The sequence below is a fragment of the Dactylosporangium sp. NPDC050588 genome (genome assembly GCF_040654975.1).
Taxonomy (GTDB): domain Bacteria; phylum Actinomycetota; class Actinomycetes; order Mycobacteriales; family Micromonosporaceae; genus Dactylosporangium; species Dactylosporangium maewongense.
Genome location: NZ_JBFAJA010000032.1, coordinates 1 through 17,461, shown reverse-complemented (window position 1 = coordinate 17,461; position 17,461 = coordinate 1). Strand labels below are relative to the sequence as shown.

The window sequence follows — 17,461 nt, the reverse complement described above, 5'->3', positions numbered from 1 at the left end:
ATGTCGACATGGACCGCACGGGCGGGCGCTGACCTCTACGTGGTTGGCGTGGACGCTTCAAGATCGCGATTTGTGCACGGCTTCACAAGCGCCTACTCTGTTGCAACGACGAACCCCGCTAGCACAGGCGGTCACAGCCATCGCGAGCGGCCTCGCATACCGTCGTCGTCACGGAGACTCATGAGCCAGCAGCGCACCGGCCCCACCGACGGACCGGACTTTCCGGACCTCCCGGAGGCGACCGTCGCCCGGCTTCCGGAGTACCTGCGCGCCCTGCACCACCTCGCCGAGGACGGGCACGACACGGTCTCCTCGGAGGGCCTCGCGGCGGCCGCCGGCGTCAACTCCGCCAAGCTCCGCAAGGACCTCTCCCACCTCGGCCGCACCGGCACCCGCGGCGTCGGCTACGACGTGACGTTGCTCATCGACCAGATCGAACAGGTCCTCGGGCTCACCCACCGCAGGGCCGTCGCCCTCGTCGGCGTGGGTAATCTCGGTCACGCCCTCGCCGGGTACGCCGGCTTCGGCACCCGCGGCTTCCGCATCGCCGCCCTCTTCGACGCCGACCACGGCCGCGTCGGCGAGCACATCAACGGCCTCGTCGTCCGCCACATCGACGACCTGCCCGAAGTGGTCGAACAGGAATCGATCTCGATCGCGGTCATCGCCACCCCCGCGCACGCCGCCCAGCACGTCGCGGACCGCCTCGTCGAGGCCGGCGTCACCAGTGTCCTGAACTTCGCACCATGCGTCTTGAACGTTCCCGACGGCGTCGACGTGCGTAAGGTCGATCTGGCCATCGAACTGCAAATCCTGTCCTTCCACGAGCACCGCAAGTCAGCGCTCACCGCGCTGCCGGCCGCGGTGCAGAAACCCGGGCGGGTCGGCATGGCCAACCGGCTCGGCGGGGAGGCGGTGGCCACGTGAACAGTTCGGGGCACAGCGGAGCAGCCGTCCACCAGCGGCTCGGCGCCGGATCAGGCCGGCGCCGCAGCGCAGCGCAGGTGACGGCATGAACGGATCCAACCTGCTCGTCGTCGGCATCTCGCACCGGACCGCCGGGGTGCCCCTGCTGGAGCGCCTCGCCGTCACCGGCGAGCAGCTGCCCACCCTCCTGCGTGAGCTCGTCGCCCAGCCGTACGTCGACGAGGTCGTCGTCCTGTCGACCTGCAACCGGGTCGAGATCTACGCCGCCGTCACCGCCTTCCACGGCGCGCTCGCCGACATCGGCGGCGTCCTCGCCGCACGGTCCGGCACCACCGTCGGCGACCTGGCCAGCCAGCTCTACGTCCACTACGAGGTCGACGCCGTCCGGCACGCCTTCCGCGTCGCCGCCGGCCTCGACTCCATGGTCGTCGGCGAGGCCCAGATCCTCGGCCAGCTCCGCGACGCATACGGCGCCGCCGCCGAACACGGCACCGCCGGCCGCGTCCTGCACGAGCTGCTGCAGCAGGCGCTGCGCGTCGGCAAGCGGGTCCACGCCGAGACCGAGATCGACCGCGCCGGGCAGAGCGTCGTCAGCGCCGCCCTCGCATACGGCCAGGGCGCCACCGGCCCCGTCGAAGGCCGCCCCGCGCTCGTCATCGGCGCCGGCGCCATGGGCGCCCTGTCGCTCGCCACGCTGCGCCGGTCCGGCGCGCACCCCCTGTACGTCACCAACCGCAGCCACGAGCGGGCCGAACGCCTCGCCGAGCTGCACGGTGCCGTCGCTGTGCCGTACGCCACCCTGCCGACCGCACTGGAGCAGGTCGACGTCGTCGTCAGCGCCACCGCCTCACCCGAGCCCGTCCTCGACGCCGCCCTGGTCGGCGCCGCGCTCTCCGGCTCCCGTGAATCACTGCTCGTGCTCGACCTCGCGCTGCCGCGGGACGTCGCCCCCGGCGTCGGCGACCTGCCCGGCGTCACCCTCGTCGACATCGAGCTGCTGTCGACCTCGCTGTCCACCACCGCCGACGCCGAGCAGCGCGCCGCCGAGGACATCGTCGCCGGCGAGGTCGAGGCCTTCCTCACCTGGCTGCGCGGCGCCGACGTCGCGCCCACCGTCGCCGCCCTGCGCGCCCGCGCCGACGAGGTCGTCGAGGCCGAGCTCGGCCGGCTCGCCCAGCGCTGCCCCGAGCTCACCGACGGCCACCGCGCCGAGGTGGCCCACAGCGTCCACCGGATCGTCCAGCGGCTCCTCCACCAGCCGACCGTCCGCGTGCGCCAACTTGCCGCCGAACCCGGCGGCGAGGCATATGCTCAGGCGCTCCGGGAACTATTCGATCTGCAGATCCCCACCGCCGACATCGACCCGGCCGCCGCAGGCGAGGTGCACCCCTGATGTCCACCAACCCGTTGCGACTCGGCACCCGGGGCAGCGCCCTCGCCATGGCGCAGTCCGGCACCGTCGCCCAGGCCGTGCGCGACCGCACCGGCCGCGACGTGGAGCTCGTCGAGATCGTCACCCCCGGCGACCGCTCCAGCGCGCCCATCCAGACCCTCGGCGTCGGCGTCTTCGTGTCCGCACTCCGCGACGCCCTGCTCGCCAAGGAGATCGACTTCGCGGTCCACTCCTACAAGGACCTGCCGACCGCCCCCGCCGACGGGCTCGTCGTCGCCGCGATCCCGCCGCGCCACGACCCCCGCGACGCCCTCGTCGCCCGCGACGGCCTCACCCTCAACGAGCTGCCCGTCGGCGCGCGCATCGGCACCGGCGCACTCCGCCGCATCGCACAGCTCAACGCGCTCGGCCGCCACTTCGAGCCGCTCCCGCTGCGCGGCAACGTCGACACCCGCCTCCGCAAGCTCGCCGAAGGCGAGTACGACGCGATCGTCCTCGCTCACGCCGGCATGGCCCGCCTCGGCCGCGGCGGCGAAGCCACCGAGGTCCTCGACCCGCTGCTGATGCTGCCCGCCCCCGCGCAGGGCGCACTCGCGGTCGAATGCCGAGAAGACGATGCCGAGCTGCGCGACCTCCTCGCCGCGCTCGACGACGAATACACCCGCGCGGCGGTCACCGCCGAGCGGGCGCTCTTGGCCGAGCTCGAGGCGGGATGCTCCGCCCCGATCGCGGCACTGGCCGAGGTCGCAGAAGGCGACGACGGCCCGGAGATCTATCTGCGCGGTGCCGTCTTCAGCCCGGACGGCGGGTTCGCCCTCCGGCTGTCGCGCACCGGAACGCTCGCCGACGCCGCGGAGGTGGGCCGAGCCTTGGCCCGCGACCTACGCGAAGAAGGCGCCGACAACGCACTGGGAGTGCAGCATGACCCGCACCCGTAAGGGCAGCACCGGCCGGATCGCCTTCGTCGGGGCCGGCCCCGGCGATCCAGGCCTGCTGACGCGTCGCGCCCATGAGGCGCTGGTGTCCGCCGACCACATCGTCCACGACCGCAACGTCCCCGAGTCGCTGCTCAGCGTGATCCGCGCCGAAGCCGACCCCGAGACGCAGTTCTCCCCGGCCGAGGGAGCGCCCGGCGACGTCGCCAAGGTGCTGCTGTCCGCGGCCCGGTCCGGGCTGCGCGCCATCCACCTCGTCGGCGGCGACCCGCTCGCCCACGACACGGTGCTCAAGGAGGTGCAGGCCGTCGCCCGCACCGCCGTCCCGTTCGAGGTCGTCCCCGGCATCGGACAGGCGGCGGGCGTCGCCACGTACGCCGGCGTCCCCCTCCCTGGGGTCCGCGTCACCGCCGACGTCGACGACGTCCAGCACGTCGACTTCGAGTCCATCGCCGCCGCCGTCAGCCGGGGCTCCTCGGCCGTCGCCGTCGACGCCGGTGACCTCGCCGCGGTCCGCGACGGCCTCCTCGCCGCCGGCGTCGACCCCGCCACGCCCGTCTCCGTCACCGGCGACGGCACCGGCGAGACCCAGTACAGCTCCGCCACGACCGTCGACAGCATGGTCGCCGCCGCGCTCGGCTTCGCCGGCCGGGTCGTCCTGTGCCTCGGCGCCGGCGTCGCCCAGCGTGAGAAGCTCGGCTGGTGGGAGAACCGCCCCCTGTACGGGTGGAAGGTCCTCGTCCCCCGCACCAAGGAGCAGGCCGGCGCGATGAGCGAGCGCCTGCGCGCCTACGGGGCCATTCCGTGCGAGGTGCCGACCATTGCGGTCGAGCCGCCCCGTACACCCGCCCAGATGGAACGCGCGATCAAGGGCCTCGTGGACGGCCGCTACGCCTGGACCGTCTTCACGTCGGTCAACGCCGTCCGCGCCGTCTGGGAGAAGTTCGCCGAGCACGGCCTCGACGCCCGCCACTTCGGCGGCGTGAAGGTCGCCTGCATCGGCGAGGCGACCGCCGAGGCCGTCCGCGGCTTCGGCATCGTCCCCGAGCTCATCCCCGCCGGCGACCAGTCCTCCGAAGGGCTCCTCGCCGAGTTCTCCCCGCACGACGAGATCCTCGACCCGGTCGGCCGGGTGCTCCTGCCCCGCGCCGACATCGCCACCGAGACCCTCGCCGCCGGGCTCACCGAGCTCGGCTGGGAGGTCGACGACGTCACCGCGTACCGGACCGTCCGCGCGGCCCCGCCGCCGGCGGACATCCGCGACGCCATCAAGTCCGGCGGCTTCGACGCGGTGCTCTTCACCTCGTCCTCCACCGTCCGCAACCTCGTCGGCATCGCCGGCAAGCCGCACGCCCGCACCGTCGTCGCCGTCATCGGTCCCAAGACCGCTGACACCGCCGTCGAGTTCGGTCTCCGCGTGGACGTCCAGCCGCCGCACGCCTCCGTGCCCGACCTCGTCGAAGCCCTCGCCGGCTACGCCGTGGAACTGCGCGAGAAGCTCGCCGCGATGCCTGCCAAGCAGCGCCGCGGCTCCAAGGTCCAGGGCCCGACCGCGCTCCGGTTCCGTTAGGTCGTTCCCGTTTTTCCGCAGGTTTTCGTAGGGGGTTCGCCATGGCTGGTTACCCGACCGTCCGCCCACGCAGGCTGCGTCGTACCCCAGCGATGCGACGGCTCGTCGTCGAAACGCACGTCGAGCCGTCGAACCTCATCCTGCCCATGTTCGTCAAAGAGGGCCTCACCGAGCCGCGGCCGATCTCGTCGCTGCCCGGCGTCGTCCAGCACTCCCGCGAATCCCTGCGGAAGGCCGCCGTCGAGGCGGTCCAGGCAGGGGTCGGCGGCATCATGCTCTTCGGCGTGCCCACCTCCCGGGACCCGCAGGGCTCCGCCGGTACCGACCCCAACGGCATCCTCAACGTCGCCATCCGCGACCTCGCCGCCGAGGTCGGCGACGCCACCGTCATCATGAGCGACCTCTGCCTGGACGAGTTCACGTCACACGGCCACTGCGGCCTGCTCGCCGCCGACGGCACGGTCGACAACGACGCCACCCTCGAGGCGTACGCCACGATGGCGGTCGCCCAGGCCTCTGCCGGCGCTCACGTCCTCGGCCCCTCGGGCATGATGGACGGCCAGGTCGGCGTCGTCCGCCGCGCCCTGGACGAGGCCGGCTTCACCGAGGTCGCCCAGCTGGCCTACGCGGCGAAGTACGCCAGCGCCTTCTACGGCCCCTTCCGCGAGGCCGTCGAGTCCGCCCTCGTCGGCGACCGCAAGTCGTACCAGCAGGACCCCGGCAACCTGCGCGAGGCCCTCCGCGAGGTCGCCCTCGACATCGCCGAGGGCGCCGACATGGTCATGGTCAAGCCGGCCCTGCCGTACCTGGACGTCCTCACGAAGGTCGCCGCCGCGGTCGACGTGCCCGTCGCCGCCTACCAGGTCTCGGGCGAGTACGCGATGGTCGAGGCCGCCGTCGCCAACGGCTGGCTGGACCGCGACCGCGTCATCCTGGAGACCCTCACCTCCATCCGCCGCGCCGGCGCCCAGCTCATCCTCACCTACTGGGCCGTGGACGCCGCCCGCCTGCTCCGCGCCTGACCCGCCTTTTGTCAACTCACCCCGGTCACACCGGGTGACGATGCGGTTCGCCGGTTTGGAAGCCGGGTCTAGGCTGGGATAGAGCGGAACGCCCACCGGCCGTCAGACCTCGCACCTGCTCCGACACCCACCGGACCGCCTGCCTCGCTGAGCGGCCCGGACCCTCCTGAGCAGCTCCCGCCCCCGCGCCCGCGCGTGTCCCCGGACCGGGCGAGACAGGCTTGCCAGCGGTCCGGTCGGCCCAACCCGAGCGGGCTGGATGGCTGAGCTGGATGGCTGAGCTGGCTGGGCTGGGGTGGCTGGGGTGGCTGGGCTGGGCTGGGGTGGCTGCGCCGGCCGGTCGGGCCTTGGTGATCGGGGTGGTGCAGCGCGTGGGAGGTAGTTTCCAGTCGCGACGCCAATCGGTGCGGCCGGCGACGACCTGCTCGCCCGGCATCCATGGAGTTCCACTGCCGCCGCCGAGGCGGACGGGCATCGCTACAACCTCGGCCACCGGGGCCTGATGGCGGCAGGCTGGCCGTGCTGGTGGCGGTCCGGCTCGCAGGGCAGCGGGAGTTCGCCCGGCCGCACCAGCGCAGCGCCTGGAGACCGGCGATTGGTGGCCGCCGCCGTGTTCAGCCGGCTCGGCCCGGCCGGCATCGTCCGCGGGTGGGTCGGCCGAGAAGGAGCATGAAACGCGGTTCAGGCGCCGCTGCGGTCGGGGCCGCGCTGGCACCGCCGGGGATGGGCAGGCCGTGAAAAGTCATGGAGCGCGGGTCGTGCGGCGATGTGCCGGCAGGGCGGTCGGGAGCGGCGTGATTGCGGAAGTCGGACGGCAGGCTGGGGTCAGTCGCGCTGGCGGCGGTGTTTGGGCTGGTCGGGAGGCGTGGGTCGGGCGGTGGTTTGGCGGGTTGGCGGTCCGGATCGGCGTGAATGCGCGAGTCCGGCGGCGCGGCAGGCTGGTCGCGCCGGGCAGCGGTGGGCGTGGAAGCGCAGGTCAGGCGGCGAGGTGGTCACGTTGCCCCCGGGTGGCCCGGGGCGGGTCGCGCCTGAGCAGCGGTGGGCGGGGGAGTGCGGGTCAGGCGGCGAGGCGGTCGCGGCCGGTGCGTTTGGCGGTGTAGAGGTTGCGGTCGGCGAGGTCGTAGAGTTCGCGGCCGTCCATGCCGTCGTCGAGGGCAGCCACGCCGATGCTCAGCGTGACGTGCAGGCCGAACGCCAGCTGGTTCCAGTCGCGGGCGGTGACGACGTTGAGGATGCGTTCGCCGATGCGGGCGGCGGTCGGCAGGTCGGTGCGCAGGAAGAGGGCGAACTCGTCGCCGCCGAGGCGGACGGCGGTGTCCTCGGGGCGGCAGTGGGAGCGCAGGATGGCGGCGATCTCGCGCAGGACGCGGTCGCCGACGATGTGGGAGAAGCGGTCGTTTATGCCCTTAAAGTGGTCAATGTCCACTAAAAGTAGGACCAGGGTGCCTGCGACGCCGGCCAGCTGACGGTCGAACTGGCGGCGGTTGCCGAGGCCGGTCAGGGCGTCCGACGCGGCCACGCGGTCGGCGCGGGCGCGGGCGGCCTCCAGGTCGACGCGGCGGCGGGCCTGCTGGAGCATCGAGCGGCGCTCCAGGCGGAGCCGCCACAGGTGGCGGGCGTGGGCGCGGACCGCGTTGAGCAGAGCGCCGGTGGAGTCGCCGGGGAGCTCGGCGGCGGCGAGGAGGGCCAGCTCGTACTGGAAGATCAGCCGCTGCGGGCTCAGCGGGGCCAGCTCGTCGGCGGCGAGGAACTCGCGGCGGGCCTCGCGGAGGCGGCCAGTGCAGCGCAGGGCGATGCCGTACGCGAGGTGGGCCAGGCGCGCCTCGTGCTCGTGGCCGTTGGTGCGCAGCGGCACGACCAGCGAGTCGGCGAGGACGAGGGCCTGGTCGACGGCGCCGATCTTCACCAGGCCGAGCGTGTAGAGGACGGTGGCGAGCGGCGCGTCGTGGAAGTGGTTCTGCACCCAGTACCGGACGAGGCTGACGCTGCGGGCGAAGCGCACGTTCGCCTCCTCCACCAGGCCGACGTGCTCCAGTCGCAGGCCCCACTCGAGAAGCAGCTCGGCGCGCTGCAGCTCGGCGGCGGCGCGCTGGTCGGTGCCGGGGCTGAAGGACTCGACGGCGAACGCGGACACCTCGTCGGCCAGCTCGTACAGCTCGGCGGCGCGCGCGGCCTCGCTGACCGACGACATCGCGGAGATGTACCGCACGTTGCCGCGCGGAATGGTCTCCATCAGCCGCAGGGCGCTCGCGAGGTGGTGCAGGCCCTCGTCGAGCAGGCCGAGCTTGATCAGGATCTCGGCGGTGTCGGCGAGGATCTTCGCCTCGCCGGTGCGGGTGCCGGCGGCGCGGTGCATCTGCAGGAGGCGGTCGGCCTCCTCCAGGGCCTCGTGCAGCCGGCCGAGGCTGATCAGCGCGTACAGGCGGCCCTGGCGGATCATGCCGGCGCTGCGGTCGTCGCCGAGGATGGCGACGACGTGTTCGAGCCGGTCGGCGAGCTCGAGCGCCTCGGAGTTGCGGCCGTGCACGGTCAGCTCGTGCACCTGCAGTGCCAGGTCGTGGTGCGGTCCGAAGGGCCACAGCGGGATCGGCAGCCGAGCCTCAGTCACGTGCCTCCCCCGTCCGGTCGTGGTCGTCGTTCCGACCAGAGACGTCGGCAGCGCGACGGCCGGCATGAGCCTTGCGACGCGCCTCTCACTCGAACAGGGGTAAAACGGACAAAACGGAAGACCGGGGTCGAAGATGCGGGCAAACTGGGGGGACTTCGGTCGGACTTTTGGGTGTTCCAAGTGTCAGGAACCCGACAGTTGCCCGATTCGTAGTGATAGACCCTCGTTGCCCCCATCGTGAGATGGCTTGTCACTGGAGGCGCCGGGTACATCGGCGCGCACGTCGTCACCGCCCTCGGGGCGTCCGGGGTCGAATCGGTCGTCGTCGACGACCTGTCGACCGGGCGCGCCGCCCGCCTGCCGCTCGGGGTGCCGCTGGTGCGCGCCGACGTGCGCGACAGCACCACGATGCGCGACCTGTTCCGCCGCTTCCAGCCCGACGGCGTCATCCACCTGGCCGCCCGCAAGGACGTCGCCGAGTCGACCGCCCACCCGCTGCGCTACTACCAGGACAACCTCGACGGGCTGCGGTCCGTCCTCGCCGCCGTCGCCGCGACCGGCACCCGGTCGGTCCTGTTCTCCTCCAGCGCCGCCGTCTACGGCACGCCGACCTGCTCGCCGGTCAGCGAACTGGCCCGCACGGCACCCGAGAACGCGTACGGGCGCACCAAGCTGATCGGTGAATGGATGCTGTGCGACGCGGCCGCCAGCGCCGGGTTCGGCTGGGCGGCGCTGCGCTACTTCAACGTCGCCGGCGCCGGCGCCCCGCACCTGCGCGACCACGGCGGCACCAACCTCGTGCCGCGACTGCTGCGGGCGGCCGCCGAGGGCCTCCCGGCGGTCGTCTACGGCGACGACTACCCGACGCCCGACGGCACCGCCGTGCGCGACTACGTCCACGTCGCCGACATCGCCGAGGCCCACGCCCACGCGGCGCTGGCGCTCAGGGACGGCGAGCTCCACGACGAGGTCCTCAACATCGGTCGCGGCGAGGGCGCCTCGGTGCTGCAGATGATCGCCGCGGTGTCCGGCGCGTTGCGGTTGCCGCTGCCGTACGTCGTGGCGCCCCGCCGGACCGGCGACCCCGCGGCGGTCGTCGCCTCCCCGGCCCGGGTCCACGAGCTGCTCGGCTGGCGCGCCCGCCACGACCTCGACGAGATCGTCCGCAGCGCCGCCGCCACCGCCGTCGCGGAACCCCAGGCCGCCTGACCCGCCCGCCGCCCCCTCGAAGGGCCTGACCGGCCCGCCACCCCCTCGAAGAGGGGGCCCGCCCGCCGCCCCCGATCGCGGAGCCCCAGGCCAGGGTGCCTGACCCGCCCCGCCGCGGCACCTGCTCGTACACCTGCCGAACGAAAGCACGGACAAGCGACAGCGAACAGCGAAACCCCCCGCCCGAAGGAGCAGCACGTTGAAGTTCCGGATCCGCCGGCGAGCCATCACCGGTGCCTGCGCGCTCGTCGGCCTCACCGGCCTCGTCTTCGCCCCGCCGGCGCTCGCCGCCGAACCCCGCCAGCGCATCGACCTGCGGGTCCTCGTGCTCGACGACGGCAGCACCGGCGTCGACATGCTCCGCGCCCAGCTCGACCGCGAAGGCGTCCCCCACGACGCGCTGCAGCTCGCCGACGCCGGCCGGGCCCGGATCACGCCCGCGTTCCTCGCCGACTCCGTCAGCGGCGTGCGGCGGGCCAAGTTCCAGGGCGTGATCGTGCCGAACGAGAGCGCGGTCACCGGCACCGAGGCGACCGCCCTCGCCGACTTCGAACGCGAGTTCAAGATCCGCCAGATCGACGCGTACACGTGGGCGAACCCGAACGTCGGGCAGGACCTCGCCTGGAGCGGCGTGCTCGACGGCGCGACGATGACCGTCACCGACGCCGGCAAGGCCGCCGGCTTCGGCTACCTCAAGGGCACCGTCCGCATCGACGACCGCGACCCGGCCGTCATCGAGTCCTACGGGTACCTCGGCACCCGGCGGGAAGGCGCGACCTTCACGCCGCTCGTCACCGGCTCGGTGCCCAACGCCCCGACCGGCTCGCTGATGGGCGTCTACACCCACGACGGCCGCGAGGAGCTCGTCGTCACGCTCGCCGCCAACCGCTACCAGACACACGCGATGGAGCTCGGCCACGGCCTGATCACCTGGCTCACCAAGGGCGTCCACCTCGGCAACACCCGCAACTTCCTCAGCGTCCACGTCGACGACGTGCTCCTGCCCGACGACCGGTGGGACACCACGCACAACTGCACCGTCGGCGACGACTGCGGCCCCGGGATCGAAAACACGACGATCCGGATGACACCCGCCGACGTGCAGGCACTCATCGCCTGGCAGCAGGCCAACGACCTCAAGCTCGACATCGCGTTCAACGGCGGCGGCAGCGTCGAGGCCGGCGCCGGCGACCCGCTGACCACCGCCATGGTGACCAACAAGAACCAGTTCCGCTGGATCAACCACACCTACGAGCACCCGTACCTCGGCTGCGTCCAGGACTTCACCGTGTTGCCGTGGAAATGCGCGACCGACGGCTACGGCGCCACCCGGTGGACGTCGCAGGCCGACATCACCGCCCAGATCAAGCGCAACATCGACTGGGCGAAGAGCAAAGGCATCACCGTCGACGCCGCCGAGCTCGTCACCGGCGAGCACTCCGGCCTGAAGACGCTGCCGCAGATGCCGGCCGACAACCCGAACCTCGCGCCCGCGCTGAACGGCACCGGCGTCAAGTACATCGCCTCCGACGCCTCCCGGGAGCAGACCACCCGCGCCGTCGGCAACGCCGTCACCGTGCCCCGCTACCCGATGAACATCTACTACAACGTGGCGACGAAGGCCGAAGAGGTCGACGAGTACAACTGGATCTACACCAGCCGGGCCCACGGCGGCAGCGGCATCTGCGAGAACAACCCCGCCTCCACCTGCATCACCCCGCTCGGCGCCAACGGCTTCGACACCTACATCGTGCCGGTCGAGGCCCGCATCGCCTACGACCACGTGGTCTCCACCAGCCCGGCACCGCACTACGCGCACCAGTCGAACCTCGCCGAGGACCGCATCCTCTACCCGGTCCTCGACGCGGTCCTCGCCCGCTACACCGCGACCTACACGAGCGCCACCCCGGTCGTGAACCCGAAGTTCGCCGAGACCGCGCTGCAGAACAAGCGGCAGGCGGCGTGGACGGCGGCGCTGAGGAGCCGGGCCGTGGAGGCGTACACGCTCGACGGCCGGGTCACCGTCGTCAACCGGGCCGGCGGCGCCCTCGACGTGCCCATGACCATGCCGAACGGCACCAAGGTCATCAGCATGTCGGTGCTCGGCATCGAGGTCGTCGGCGGCAACTTCGGCGACCCGTACGGCGGCGAACGCTCCACCTGGCGGAGCCTCGGCCGCGGCGCGTCGCAGCAGCTGCGGCTGCCGGCCTGAGGTCCGCGCCGTGCGTGTCGTGCTCGTCAACGAAGGCACCTACCCGTACGTCACCGGCGGCGTCAGCACCTGGTGCGACCAGCTGGTCCGCGGACTGTCCGAGGTGGACTGGGACCTCGTCGCCATCGTCGGCACCGAACCGGACCGGCCCGCGGTCCAGCTGCCCGGCAACGTCCGGTCGCTGACCGCGGTCCCGGTCTGGGGCGCCGCCCGGCCCGCCCGCGGCAGACCCGAACGGGCCGCCGCCAGGCTGTGCCGGGGCATGCTCGGCGAAACCGCGGCCGACCTGGTCGTGTTCTCCGAGGGGCTGCGTGAGCTCGCCGAGCTCGCGCGGCCCCGCCCGGGGCGGTTCCTGCCCGCCCGCGGCGGACGGCATCCACTGGCCGGCGCCAGGCTCGCGGACGTCCTGCTGGACGCGTGGGCGCGGGCCAGGTCCGACGGCATCCACCTGCCGCGGCTGACCCTTCGCGACGCGGATGTCGCCGGTGTACTGGTGGAGCACGCGCTCCGCCCGCTCGCCGCCGAGATCCCGCCGGACGCGGACCTCGTCCACGCCAACGCCAACGGCCTGTCGGCCATGGTCGCCCTCGCCGCGAAATGGCGCCTCGGGGTGCCGTTCATGATGACGGAGCACGGCGTGTACCTCCGGGAGCGCTACCTCAGCGCCGGCGACCAGTCACCCGGCGTGAAGACGGCGCTGCTGCGCTTCCACCGCGCGCTCGCCCGGCTGGCGTACTGGGAGTCGGACCTCATCACCCCCGTCAGCGGGTTCAACTCGCGGTGGGCGGTCCGGCACGGCGCCGACCCGGCGAAGCTCGCCGTCATCGGCAACGGCGTCGACCCGGCCCGCTTCCCGCCGCTGCCCGAGGAGCCGGCCGGGCCGGTCATCTCCTGGGTCGGGCGGATCGACCCGCTCAAGGACCTCGAAACCCTCATCCGCGCCCTCGCGGTGGTCCGGGCGAAGGTGCCCGACGCCCGGCTCCACCTCGCCGGCCCCGTCCCGGCCGGCAACGAGGCCTACGCGGCGGCCTGCCGGGACACCGCCGCCGAGCTCGGCCTCACCGACGCGGTCACCTGGGCCGGGCCGTGCGCGTCCAGCCGGGACGCGTTCGCCGAGGGGCAGGTCGCGGCGCTGTCCAGCATCTCCGAAGGCATGCCGTACACGGTGCTGGAGGCGATGATGTGCGGCCGGCCGACGGTCAGCACCGACGTCGGCGGCGTCGCCGAGGCCGTCGGCGACGCGGGGCTCGTCGTGCCGCCCCGCGACCCGCAGGCGTTCGGCGAGGCGTGCGTCGCGCTGCTCACCTCGCCCAAGCTGCGGGCGGCGACCGGCCGCGCCGGTCAGGAACGGGCGCTGAAGGAGTACACGCTGGACCGCTGCCTGTCGGCGTACCGCGGCCGGTACCAGCGACTGACCGGCCACCGCGGCACCGCCTCGGCACCCGTCCCCGACCCCGTCCTGGTGCCCGCATGAGCTGCTTCGGGTGGCGCGGGAAGGTGCCGGCGTGAGCCGGCCGGAGCACAGCGGAGGTGGCGGCATGAGCTTCTTCGGGTCGCCCTCGGGAAGGTGCCCGCATGAGTGCTGATTCGCTGCTCGTCGTGCCGATGCAGCGGCGGGCGCGGCCGCCGGCGCTGGAACGCGGCGAGTCGCTGCGGTACGTCGGGCGGGTCTCCACCGACCCGGTCGCCGCGCTCGCCGACCGGATGCTGGAGGACTGCGTCGCCGCCGTCGACATCGACGAGGTCGCCGCGATCCTCGAGGCCAACGGCATCAACGACCGCGTCGCCGACCGGGAGTACGGCCTGCCGTCGGTGTTCGCGCTGGCCGGGCGGGTCGTTGCCCGTACCGTCGAAACCGCCGCCACGGTCGTGCAGGCCACGCCCCTGGAGGACGGGCCGACGCCCCGCGCGGTCATCACCGACACGCTGACCCGCGCGACGATCTACCTGACCCCGCTCGCGATCGGCCTCGGCGCGGCGGCCGAGGTCGACGGCGCCCCACCGCTCGCGACGACCGGCACGCTGCTGCTCGGCTGGGGCGGCGGGCAGGCGCTGTCGTACCTCGGCTACCGGGCGCTGTCGGAGCGGGGTGTCACCGCCGCCGCCCGCCTGCTCGGCGCCGGGTTCCTCGGCCTCGCCGCGGTCTGGGCCGTCGCGCTCGCCGGCAGCGGGGTCCGCGCGTACACGATCGCCGGAGTGCAACTCGCCCTGTTCGCGGTCGCCGCCGTCGCGCTCGTCACCCGCCGCGAACGGGTCGTCCTCGCCGCCGCCGCGCCCTGCTGGGTCGCCACCGCCTGCGTCGCGCTCGGGGCCGGGACCTGGGCGGTGACCGCGCTGCTGGGCGGGGTCGTGGCCCTGCTCGCCGTCGCGTTCCGCCCCGTCGCCGGCGCGGACGTCAGCGGCCGGATGCCGTGGCGGCGGTGGCGGTCGTGGCGCGGCGACATCGGCTACGCGCTGCTCTACGGCCTCGTCGGCACCGGCCAGGCGGCGCTGCTGCGGGCCGTCGCCCTCGACGGGATCGCCCCGCACCGGGTGCCGGTCCAGGCGGTCCCGCTGCTCGTCGGCGTCCCGCTCATCGAGCTGACGCTGGTCTGGCATCAGCGGCGCATCGCGTACGCGCGGGCCGTCCTCGCCGACCGCGCCGCGTTCGACCGGCGGCTCGCCCGCATCAGCAGAAGCACCGTCGGGGTGCTGAGCGTCCCCGTCGCGCTCGGGGCCGCGATCGCCGGCGCCGTGTGGGTCGGGATCAGCGGCCCAGGCGGGCAGCCGCTCGCCGCCGCGATCCTGCTCACCGGCGTGTACGCCCTGTGCCTCGTCCTCGCCGCCCACGGCCGGGCGGGCACCGCCGCCCTCGTCGTCTGGTGGCCGACGCTGCTCGTCGCGGGCGTCGGGCACTGGGCGCCCGCCCTGGTGCACGTGGCCCCCACGTTCACCGAAACCCTCGCCGTCGCGACCCTGCTCGGCGCGGGGCTGCCCGGCCTCGCCGTCGCGGCGCTCGTCCTGCGTGACCCGGAGAGTTACCGATGATGCTCCTGCCGATGTACGTCCACCCGCTGGCCGACCCCGACGCGTGGGAGGCGCTGTGCCGCAGCACCGAACGCCCCACCGCGATCGTCAACGTCCACAACGGCCCCGGCGGCGCCGAGCGCGACGAGGTGTACGCGGTCGCGACCGCCCGCCTGCACCGCTCCGGCGTGCGCATGCTCGGCTACGTCGACCTCGACTACGGCCGCCGCGCCAACGGTGAGGTGTGGTGCGACATCGTCGGCTGGGCCCGGTACCCGGTCGGCGGTATCTTCTTCGACCAGGTGCCGGCCGACGCGGCCGGCCTCGCCTACGTGACACAGGTGGTGCGGGCGGTGCGCGGATCGGTGGTCCTCAACCCCGGCACCCGTTGCCTGCCCGGCTACGCCGACCTCGCCGACGTGGTCTGCACCTTCGAAGGCCCCTGGGAGTCCTATGTGGACGCCCCACCCGCGTACGGGCTGCCCGACGGCCGCGACTGGCCCAACGCCGCGCACCTCGTCTACGGCGTCCCCACGGAGCGGATCGGCGCCGCCACCGCGCTGCTGCTGTCCCGCGCCCCGCACGGCCTCGTCACCGACCTCGTCGCCCCCCTGCCGTACGAGGGGATCCCGACGGTCGTCCGGCAGCGCGCGGCGGCCGCGCGGTGACCGACCGGCGGCTCCGCCTCGCCCTGTTCGGCCTCGTCATGCTGACCGTCCTGTACGCGGCCGCGTGCACCGGCACCGGCGGCGACCCCGACGAGGGCCGGGGCACCCCGAAGACCGCCGCGGTGCCCCCGTCCGATTACGGCGGTCTCGGCTCCGCGCCGGCATCTTCAGCGCCGGCCACGTCGTCGCCTTCTTCTGCCGGCTGGTGGAAGCCGGCCGTCGGCCTCACCTGGCAATGGCAGCTGACCGGCACGCTCGACACGTCGGTGGCCGTCGACGTGTACGACGTCGACGCCGTCACCACCTCGGCCGCCGAGGTGGCGAAGCTCAAGGCCGCCGGCCGTCGCGTCATCTGCTATGTGAACGCCGGCGCCCACGAGGACTTCCGCGCCGACGCCGGCAACTTCCCCGAGTCGGTGCGCGGCAAGGGCCTGGAGGGCTGGCCGGGGGAGAAGTGGCTCGACATCCGCCGCTGGGACACCCTGGCACCGCTGCTCGAGGCCCGCTTCAAGGTGTGCAAGGAGAAGGGCTTCGACGCCGTCGAGCCCGACAACGTCGACGGCTACGCCAACAACAGCGGCTTCCCCCTCACCGCCGAGGACCAGCTCACCTTCAACCGCCGCATCGCCGACCTCGCCCACCGCCTCGGCCTCGCGGTGGGCCTGAAGAACGACGTCGAGCAGGCCGCCGCCCTCGCCCCGGCGTTCGACTTCGCGGTCAACGAGGAGTGCGCCCACTACGACGAGTGCGACACCCTCAAGGTCTTCATCGCCGCCGGCAAGCCCGTCTTCCACGTCGAGTACGACGTCGACACCGCCAAGTTCTGCCCGAAGACCACCGCCCTGCGCTTCTCGTCGATGAAGAAGAAGCAAGACCTCGACGCCTGGCGCCAGCCCTGCTGACCTGCGCCGCCCCCTCCGCGGCCCGCCGAGTCGGCACGGAGCCAGGCCGGTGGCGGCGCGCTGCTTTACCTGCAACCTTAGCACCACCGACCAAATTTCTTGTCGGTGACGCCACCCATCATAATGCATGCGCGCAGACGTAGCGGGCGGTGACTTTTGGTTAGCGGGACAAAAGTTCATGCCAACGCGACGGAAAGTGTGGACAGGTTGGTTCGAAGCTCCTAGTGTGTCCCCCACGACACTGGAGTGTTTCATCGATGTTATCCGGCGGCAGCGGATGCATCGATGGGCATGCCTGTGTTGCGGAGGCATACGGCATCCGGCGCGGCGGCGCGCGCCCTGCCTGGCACGTTCAGTCAGGAAGGGACACAGTGAACCTACAACCCTCAAGTCATCGATGGCGGCCGATGAGTGCCGCCCTGCTCCTTGTTGCGGCGAGCGCCAGCGCTCTGGCGGTCCAGGCCGCGCCCGCGGCGGCGGCGATCAACGCGGCCGACTTCCAGCAGGTCACCCTCGCCAAGGGCGAGCCCGAGGTCGGCGAGCCGCTGACCATCTCGGTGCTGCCCGACCGCTCGGTCCTGCACACCGCCCGGAACGGCACGCTGCGGCGCACCGACGCCAACGGCACCACGTCGGTGATCGCCAACATCCCGGTCTACCAGCACGACGAGGAAGGCCTTCAGGGCGTCGCGGCCGACCCCAACTTCGCCACGAACCGCTACATCTACCTGTACTACGCGCCCCCGCTGAGCACCCCCGCGGGCGACGCGCCGGCCACCGGTACCGCCACCGACTGGGCCACCTGGACCGGGGTCAACCGCCTCTCCCGGTTCACCCTCAACGCGAACTTCACCGTCAACATGAGCAGCCAGGTCAACATCCTGGACGTGCCCGCGAACCGCGGCATCTGCTGTCACGTCGGCGGCGACATCGACTTCGACGCGGCCGGCAACCTGTACCTGTCGACCGGCGACGACTCCAACCCGTTCGACTCCGCCGGCTACTCGCC

General features: G+C 73.0%; 13 protein-coding genes. 12 read left to right on the top strand and 1 reads right to left on the bottom strand.

What is annotated here, in order from left to right; translation table 11 throughout:
- The first annotated feature begins 180 nt into the window (after positions 1 to 180).
- From AB0I21_RS22940 to hemB, 5 genes are all read left to right on the top strand, one after another.
- Complete coding sequence (locus AB0I21_RS22940; protein ID WP_327006510.1) at positions 181 to 927, top strand: redox-sensing transcriptional repressor Rex; 747 nt, start codon at positions 181 to 183, stop codon at positions 925 to 927.
- 85 nt (positions 928 to 1,012) lie between these two features.
- Positions 1,013 to 2,320 carry a glutamyl-tRNA reductase gene (locus AB0I21_RS22935; protein ID WP_360563972.1) on the top strand — a complete coding sequence of 436 codons (1,308 nt, stop codon included), beginning with the start codon at positions 1,013 to 1,015 and terminating at the stop codon, positions 2,318 to 2,320.
- The gene (gene hemC / locus AB0I21_RS22930; protein ID WP_360563971.1) at positions 2,320 to 3,258 is read left to right on the top strand and encodes a hydroxymethylbilane synthase; all 939 of its coding nucleotides are present in this window, start codon (positions 2,320 to 2,322) and stop codon (positions 3,256 to 3,258) included. Before AB0I21_RS22935 ends, hemC begins: the two co-directional genes overlap by 1 nt.
- Positions 3,242 to 4,825, top strand: a complete 1,584-nt coding sequence (locus tag AB0I21_RS22925; protein WP_360563969.1) for a uroporphyrinogen-III synthase — start codon at positions 3,242 to 3,244, stop codon at positions 4,823 to 4,825. The genes hemC and AB0I21_RS22925 overlap by 17 nt, the downstream gene beginning before the upstream one ends.
- Before the next feature lie 41 nt (positions 4,826 to 4,866).
- On the top strand, positions 4,867 to 5,847 hold the full coding sequence (gene hemB, locus AB0I21_RS22920; RefSeq protein WP_360563967.1) for a porphobilinogen synthase: 981 nt from the start codon (positions 4,867 to 4,869) through the stop codon (positions 5,845 to 5,847).
- Positions 5,848 to 6,904: 1,057 nt separating this feature from the next.
- Here the strand turns inward: hemB and AB0I21_RS22915 are convergent.
- A complete protein-coding gene (locus AB0I21_RS22915) occupies positions 6,905 to 8,455 on the bottom strand; it encodes a GGDEF domain-containing protein (RefSeq protein WP_360563965.1) in 1,551 nt (516 codons plus the stop codon).
- A gap of 237 nt (positions 8,456 to 8,692) precedes the next feature.
- Between AB0I21_RS22915 and galE the strand changes: the two genes are divergently transcribed.
- The 7 genes from galE to AB0I21_RS22880 all read left to right on the top strand — a co-directional run.
- Positions 8,693 to 9,664 (top strand): UDP-glucose 4-epimerase GalE, encoded by a 972-nt coding sequence (galE, locus tag AB0I21_RS22910; protein ID WP_360563963.1) that lies wholly within the window; start codon positions 8,693 to 8,695, stop codon positions 9,662 to 9,664.
- Between the two features lie 199 nt (positions 9,665 to 9,863).
- Positions 9,864 to 11,876, top strand: a complete 2,013-nt coding sequence (locus AB0I21_RS22905) for a hypothetical protein (protein WP_360563961.1) — start codon at positions 9,864 to 9,866, stop codon at positions 11,874 to 11,876.
- Positions 11,877 to 11,886: 10 nt separating this feature from the next.
- Positions 11,887 to 13,350, top strand: a complete 1,464-nt coding sequence (gene pelF, locus AB0I21_RS22900; RefSeq protein ID WP_360563959.1) for a GT4 family glycosyltransferase PelF — start codon at positions 11,887 to 11,889, stop codon at positions 13,348 to 13,350.
- 101 nt (positions 13,351 to 13,451) lie between these two features.
- Positions 13,452 to 14,903: a hypothetical protein gene (locus AB0I21_RS22895; RefSeq protein ID WP_360563957.1), complete on the top strand. Its 1,452-nt coding sequence runs from the start codon at positions 13,452 to 13,454 to the stop codon at positions 14,901 to 14,903.
- Entirely contained in the window at positions 14,900 to 15,550 is a 651-nt protein-coding gene (locus AB0I21_RS22890; RefSeq protein ID WP_344511614.1) for a spherulation-specific family 4 protein, read from the top strand. The genes AB0I21_RS22895 and AB0I21_RS22890 overlap by 4 nt, the downstream gene beginning before the upstream one ends.
- Positions 15,547 to 16,452 carry an endo alpha-1,4 polygalactosaminidase gene (locus AB0I21_RS22885; RefSeq protein ID WP_360563954.1) on the top strand — a complete coding sequence of 302 codons (906 nt, stop codon included), beginning with the start codon at positions 15,547 to 15,549 and terminating at the stop codon, positions 16,450 to 16,452. The genes AB0I21_RS22890 and AB0I21_RS22885 overlap by 4 nt, the downstream gene beginning before the upstream one ends.
- 407 nt (positions 16,453 to 16,859) lie before the next feature.
- The coding region (locus AB0I21_RS22880) for a PQQ-dependent sugar dehydrogenase (protein ID WP_360563952.1) at positions 16,860 to 17,461 on the top strand (602 nt) is incomplete at its 3' end.